The following is a 5,674-nucleotide window of genomic DNA, read 5'->3' on the forward strand; positions in this document are numbered from 1 at the left end:
TCAAAATAAGTGAAGTGCTCCTGTTTTTTTGCAAACAATTCTGGACTGTCCAAAATAGCCATTTTTTTGGGTTTAAAGGAGTCCAGAATTGGCTGCAAATTAGTCCAGAATATTTTGCATCGCTACAAGCACGCCTGTAAAAGCGCGCCGACGGCGCGAGGGGAAATGATAATTTAGCGTGCGGCGATGCGCGATGCGACCCAGGCCGCGCAGGAAAACGGGCCAGGTGCCTTGCGCAGCGCCCACAGGCTGACGGGACGCGGGATATCAGGGATGGGAAATACCGCACCGCCGGGCATTTAACGTTGCCCGGCGACAACATGCGGCCCGCCCCTTAACCCGCCTTGGCGGCGCGCAGCACGCTATGACGCCGGCTCAGGCGACCGGCTTGCCGGTATCGGCATAGAGCTACGACGTGCTGCCCCACCCTAACCTGCCTCGGTTGCGCGCAGCAGGTTTTGGCGCCGGCTCAGGCGATCGGCTTGCCGGTATCGGCGTCCGGCTGCGATTGCACCTGCTGGTTCTCTTCCTCGGCACGGGCGGCGTCCGAAGAGGTCCCGGCGTTGGCGGTTTGCTGCTCCTGCTCAGACCGCGCTTTCGGCGTGCGATAGAGATGCACATCCATCTGCGGATAGGGAATACCGATCTGATGCTCATCCAACGCCACCTTGGCTTTTTCCAGCAGGTCGAAAGTGGCGTTTTGCTGATCGCTACGCGGAACCCAGGCTCGCACCATGAAATCCATCGAGGACGGGCCAAGGGCATTTAATCGCACGGTCAGGCCCATATCCTGAATCACGCGGCTATCGGCGACCAGAATATCGGTAATCAGCTTCTTCACGACATCGATATCGGCATCATAGCTGACGCTGATGATGGTATCGATCAACCGGTTCGGCTCTTGGGAGAAGTTGGTAATATTGCCGGATAGGATTTTGCTATTAGGCACCACTACAATCTTGCCGTCATAGGTTTTCAGCGTGGTGGAGAAGATCTGCACCACCAACACCGTACCCGAAGTGCCAGAAAAATCCACATAGTCGCCGGCATGGAAATGGCGGAAGGTCACCAGCAGCACCCCTGCCGCAAAGTTGGACAAGGACCCTTGCAGGGCCAGACCGATAGCCAAACCGGCGGCACCGATAACGGCGATGACCGAGGCGGTCTGTACGCCTATCCGGTTCAGGGCGGCGATAAGGGTGAAAATCACGATGCCGTAGCGCAAAATCGCCGAGACGAAATCGGCGACCGTGGCGTCGATGTGACGCGCCTTCATCATCCGATTTAGTGTACGGGCGACGATCCGCGAGATAAGCAAACCGATAAACAGGATAATGATCGCGGCGACGATATTAACCGCGTAATGGATTAGTAACTCTTGATTATTAACCAGCCAGTTGCCGGCATGATTGATTTTATCAACAACGTCTATATCTTCCATTTAGGTTTCCCGCTCTGGTGTATTTCAAAGGTCCCTCGGCCTGGCGCCGATGACAAGACAGTATTAAGCCTATACCGCAACGCCCCATCGTGCCAATGGCATTGGCAATTTGGGTGGAAAAACGCCAGATGTTTCATGGGGTTAATAAAGCTCGCGCCCTTGTCATCGCTGATTGTTGCCCGCCTCGACAGGGCGTGTGCTCCCGGCCCAGGACACAAAAAAACCGCGCCATCCAGAGGAGAGACGACTTTCCGGTGGATAGCGCGGTGGTTAACGTCCGACCCGCATCAGGGCGGGAGGGAATACAGGGCCCACAGCGCGCTGCGCGCGGTTTGGGCGCCACTCAGTTACAGTACGTCGATAGCGTTCAGTTCTTTAAAGGCCAGCTCCAGACGCGTCGCCATGGAGGCTTGACCGGCGCGGATCCACACGCGCGGATCGTAGAACTTCTTGTTGGGTTTATCGGCGCCTTCCGGGTTGCCCAGCTGTGCCTGCAGATAACCTTCGTTCTTCTGGTAATACTTCAGAATCCCTTCCCAGGTGGCCCATTGAGTATCGGTATCGATGTTCATTTTCACCACGCCGTAGCTGACGGCTTCCTTGATCTCTTCCGGCGTAGAGCCTGAGCCGCCGTGGAAAACCAGATTCAGGGATTTAGCCGGCAAACCAAATTTTTCCGACACGTATTTCTGCGAATTATCCAGAATTTTTGGCGTCAGCTGCACGTTACCGGGCTTGTAAACGCCATGAACGTTGCCGAACGCGGCCGCAATGGTGAAACGCGGGCTAATGGCATGCAGTTTTTCATAGGCATAGGCGACATCTTCCGGCTGGGTGTATAGCGCGGAGTTATCCAGATGGCTGTTGTCCACGCCGTCTTCTTCACCACCGGTGCAGCCCAGCTCGATTTCCAGCGTCATATCCAGCTTGGCCATGCGCGTCAGATATTTGGCGCTGATTTCGATGTTCTCTTCCAGCGACTCTTCGGACAAATCGATCATATGGGATGAGAACAGCGGTTTGCCGGTGGCGGCATAGTGTTTCTCGCCGGCGTCCAACAATCCGTCAAGCCACGGCAGCAGCTTCTTGGCGCAATGGTCGGTATGCAGAATAACGGGGATGCCGTAATGCTCGGCCATATGATGCACATGCAGCGCGCCGGACACCGCGCCCAGGACCGCCGCAGTCTGGCCTTCGGCTTTCAGGCCTTTGCCCGCAATAAAGGCGGCACCGCCGTTGGAAAACTGCACGATAATCGGCGCGCGCACTTTGGCGGCCGCTTCCAGCGCGGCATTAATGGAATCGGTGCCTACACAGTTGACGGCGGGCAGAGCAAAGTTGTTTTCTTTCGCGACAGCGAACACTTTCTGAACGTCATCACCGGTGATGACACCTGGTTTAACAAAATCGAAAATCTTAGACATATTACTTTGTCCTGTTTTGTAGGCCATTAAAAGGGGTGACTTCTCGCCGCGGCCCGAGCCTGTGTACCAGCCGCGGCGACGGCGAACGCCGATGGCGTCCGCCCGCTCAATACTTACTGTTTCGCGCGTTCTTCAAGCATGACCACCGCGGGAAGTTTCTTGCCTTCGACAAATTCCAGGAAAGCGCCGCCGCCAGTGGAAATATAGGAGATTTGATCGGCAATGCCAAACAGGTCAATGGCCGCCAGGGTATCCCCGCCGCCGGCAATAGAAAATGCCTCGCTATCGGCGATAGCGCGGGCGACCACCTCGGTGCCTTTACGGAAATTGGCGAACTCGAACACGCCGACCGGACCATTCCACAAAATGGTTTTAGCGTTTTTCAGAATTTCCGCCAGACGGGCGGCGGAAACATCGCCCAAATCCAGAATCTGTTCATTGTCTTGAATTTCGCTGGCGGATTTCAAAGTTGCGGTCGCGGTTTCAGAAAATTCGGTAGCGACGCGAACATCGGTCGGTACGGGAATATCGCTGTTTTCCAGCAGGCGTTTGGCCTCAGGGATCAAATCGGCCTCGTAGAGCGATTTACCGACGTTATGACCTTGCGCCGCAACGAAGGTGTTGGCGATGCCGCCGCCGACGATGAGCTGATCGGCAATTTTCGACAGCGAATCCAATACGGTCAACTTGGTGGAGACCTTTGAACCGCCAACGATGGCCACCATCGGCCGGGCCGGGTTATCAAGCGCTTTGCCCAGCGCATCCAGCTCATTGAATAGCAGCGGGCCGGCGCAGGCGACGGCCGCGAATTTACCTACGCCGTGGGTGGAGGCCTGGGCGCGGTGGGCGGTCCCGAAGGCATCCATCACGAACACGTCGCACAGCGCGGCATATTTCTTCGCCAGGGCTTCGTCATCTTTCTTTTCGCCCTTGTTGAAACGCACGTTTTCCAGCACTACCAGTTCGCCCTCGGCGACATCCACGCCATCAAGGTAATCTTTGGCCAGACGCACCGGCGCGGAGAGTTTGTCTTTCAGATAATCCACCACCGGCTGCAGCGAAAACTCGGCGTTGTATTCCCCTTCCGTCGGGCGGCCGAGATGGGAGGTCACCATGACGCGCGCGCCCTGTTTCAGTGCGGCTTCGATAGTAGGTAGAGAGGCGCGGATACGCGCATCGGACGTCACTTTCCCGTCTTTAACCGGCACGTTCAGATCGGAACGGATAAATACACGTTTACCAGCCAGATCCAGATCGGTCATCTTAATTACAGCCATGGTGAACCCTCTTGTATGATGCTTGCTAAATTGCCTGAGCGGCGGGGAATGACTTCCTCACACCGGACCCGTAGTCGCTTGCGGCCCCGTCCATTCAATGCCAATGGGCCAGGCCTGATTCTTTGACATATCAGACGCTTAAACGTTGCCCTATGCCCACTCACCGCGGCGGGCGACCTGCCTGCGGCGCGCAAAGCATGTCAGCCTGACTAATAATTCTCTGTTATCAACTATATCACGAAATAACGCCCGTGCCCGCTTTTGCCATCCGCGCGGGGAGTAAGACCGCACGCAACATCCCTTGCCGGGGTCCCGGCCGTCGCGATCGCCAGGCTGATGACTGAATCGATTCATCTAGAATAATCAAATCTGCAGAAGGCAGGAATATATTTGCTAATTTTGTGATACAGATCTTCTTAGTGGTGCAAATTTATCGCGCCGGGGCCATGACAATTCCAACGATGCCGTCTACGGGCCGGCGGTCTGTTATCCACTCTGGATACGAGAGCCGTCACCACCGGGAGACGAGAGTGCTGAGGTGTTGGGGTGCCGGGGACTGGCAAGCCTGAACGCCCGGCCGAAACGCTGCCAGAGGCGTCCTCTGCCGCCGGTCGTAAAACGACGTGCTTTCGTCGAGGTCTTAAGGCGATTGCCGAGCGGCCTCAGCTGATAACGTGCCTCCTACTTTCCCTAATGCCAGAGTCTACTGCATGAAACTGCATCGTGAGATCACGCCGGTTTTCTATCGAAATTTCAAATGCCGGGGCGAGCAATGCCTCTCCCACTGCTGCCGCGGGTGGACGATTAATATAGATAAAAAAACCCAAAAAACCTATAAGTCTGCTCATCAAATCGAAGTGAAGGATATTACCGAAAAATATCTCATTCCCCATCGCTCCGAACAGCATACTCAGCACTACGCCTATATCGCGCTAAAACAGGATGGCGATTGCCCTTTTCTCAATCCAAAAAAACTGTGCAACATCTATCTGACGCTGGGTCCGAATGCCTTGAGCCGAACCTGCCAAACCTATCAGCGCATTGAAACCTCCCTCCAGAGTTATCGTCAGCATTCATTAAGTTTGTCGTGTCCGGAAGCGGTCCGCCTGGTGCTGTTTGACCCCGATGCCTTAAAATATGAGGAAAAAACCACCGTTAAACGCACGAAAATCACCGAGTCGGTCGGCAGCACTCGGCGCGATGAGGTGACTCAGGAGCAGCAGATTATTCAGTTATTCTGCCGCCATCTGATTATGGCGCACAGCCCCTTTATCGAAGATAACCTGTATGCCTTAGTACAGTTTATGATCTTCTTACAATCGCTGAATTATCGGGTGGAGGAGAACTACCCGCGGGTGGAAAGTCTGTTTACTACGCTTGTCAAAGAGTTGACCGACGGCCAGATTGAATCACCCCGGATAAATTAGAGTCTATACTTTAAAAGTGGAGGTCTCTATGACAACGACCAAACGTTACTCTCCGGAAGTCCGTGAACGGGCAGTTAATCTAGTGCTGGAAACTCAGCATGAGCA

4 protein-coding genes are annotated in these 5,674 nt (G+C 54.9%); 1 reads left to right on the plus strand and 3 read right to left on the minus strand.

Features of this window, described 5'->3' with window-relative positions:
* Positions 1–469: 469 nt before the first annotated feature.
* The 3 genes from mscS to pgk all read right to left on the minus strand — a co-directional run bounded on the left by mscS (position 470) and on the right by pgk (position 4,142).
* A complete protein-coding gene (mscS, locus tag CINSTRO3249_RS11975) occupies positions 470–1,441 on the minus strand; it encodes a small-conductance mechanosensitive channel MscS (RefSeq protein WP_074013448.1) in 972 nt (323 codons plus the stop codon).
* A gap of 347 nt (positions 1,442–1,788) precedes the next feature.
* Positions 1,789–2,865 (minus strand): class II fructose-bisphosphate aldolase, encoded by a 1,077-nt coding sequence (fbaA, locus tag CINSTRO3249_RS11980; protein WP_074013449.1) that lies wholly within the window; start codon positions 2,863–2,865, stop codon positions 1,789–1,791.
* A gap of 113 nt (positions 2,866–2,978) precedes the next feature.
* On the minus strand, positions 2,979–4,142 hold the full coding sequence (gene pgk / locus CINSTRO3249_RS11985) for a phosphoglycerate kinase (protein WP_074013450.1): 1,164 nt from the start codon (positions 4,140–4,142) through the stop codon (positions 2,979–2,981).
* 710 nt (positions 4,143–4,852) lie between these two features.
* Between pgk and fliB the strand changes: the two genes are divergently transcribed.
* Positions 4,853–5,569, plus strand: a complete 717-nt coding sequence (gene fliB, locus CINSTRO3249_RS11990) for a flagellin lysine-N-methylase (protein ID WP_074013451.1) — start codon at positions 4,853–4,855, stop codon at positions 5,567–5,569.
* The last annotated feature ends 105 nt before the right edge of the window (positions 5,570–5,674 follow it).

Origin of the sequence: Candidatus Sodalis sp. SoCistrobi, from assembly GCF_900143145.1 — a bacterium.
In the GTDB taxonomy this organism is placed as follows: Bacteria; Pseudomonadota; Gammaproteobacteria; order Enterobacterales; family Enterobacteriaceae; genus SoCistrobi.

Coding starts and splice junctions, on each gene's coding strand:
- fbaA (WP_074013449.1), bottom strand. CDS start 2,865: ATGTCTAAGATTTTCGATTTTGTTAAACCAGGTGTCATCACCGGTGAT.
- mscS (WP_074013448.1), bottom strand. CDS start 1,441: ATGGAAGATATAGACGTTGTTGATAAAATCAATCATGCCGGCAACTGG.
- pgk (WP_074013450.1), bottom strand. CDS start 4,142: ATGGCTGTAATTAAGATGACCGATCTGGATCTGGCTGGTAAACGTGTA.
- fliB (WP_074013451.1), top strand. CDS start 4,853: ATGAAACTGCATCGTGAGATCACGCCGGTTTTCTATCGAAATTTCAAA.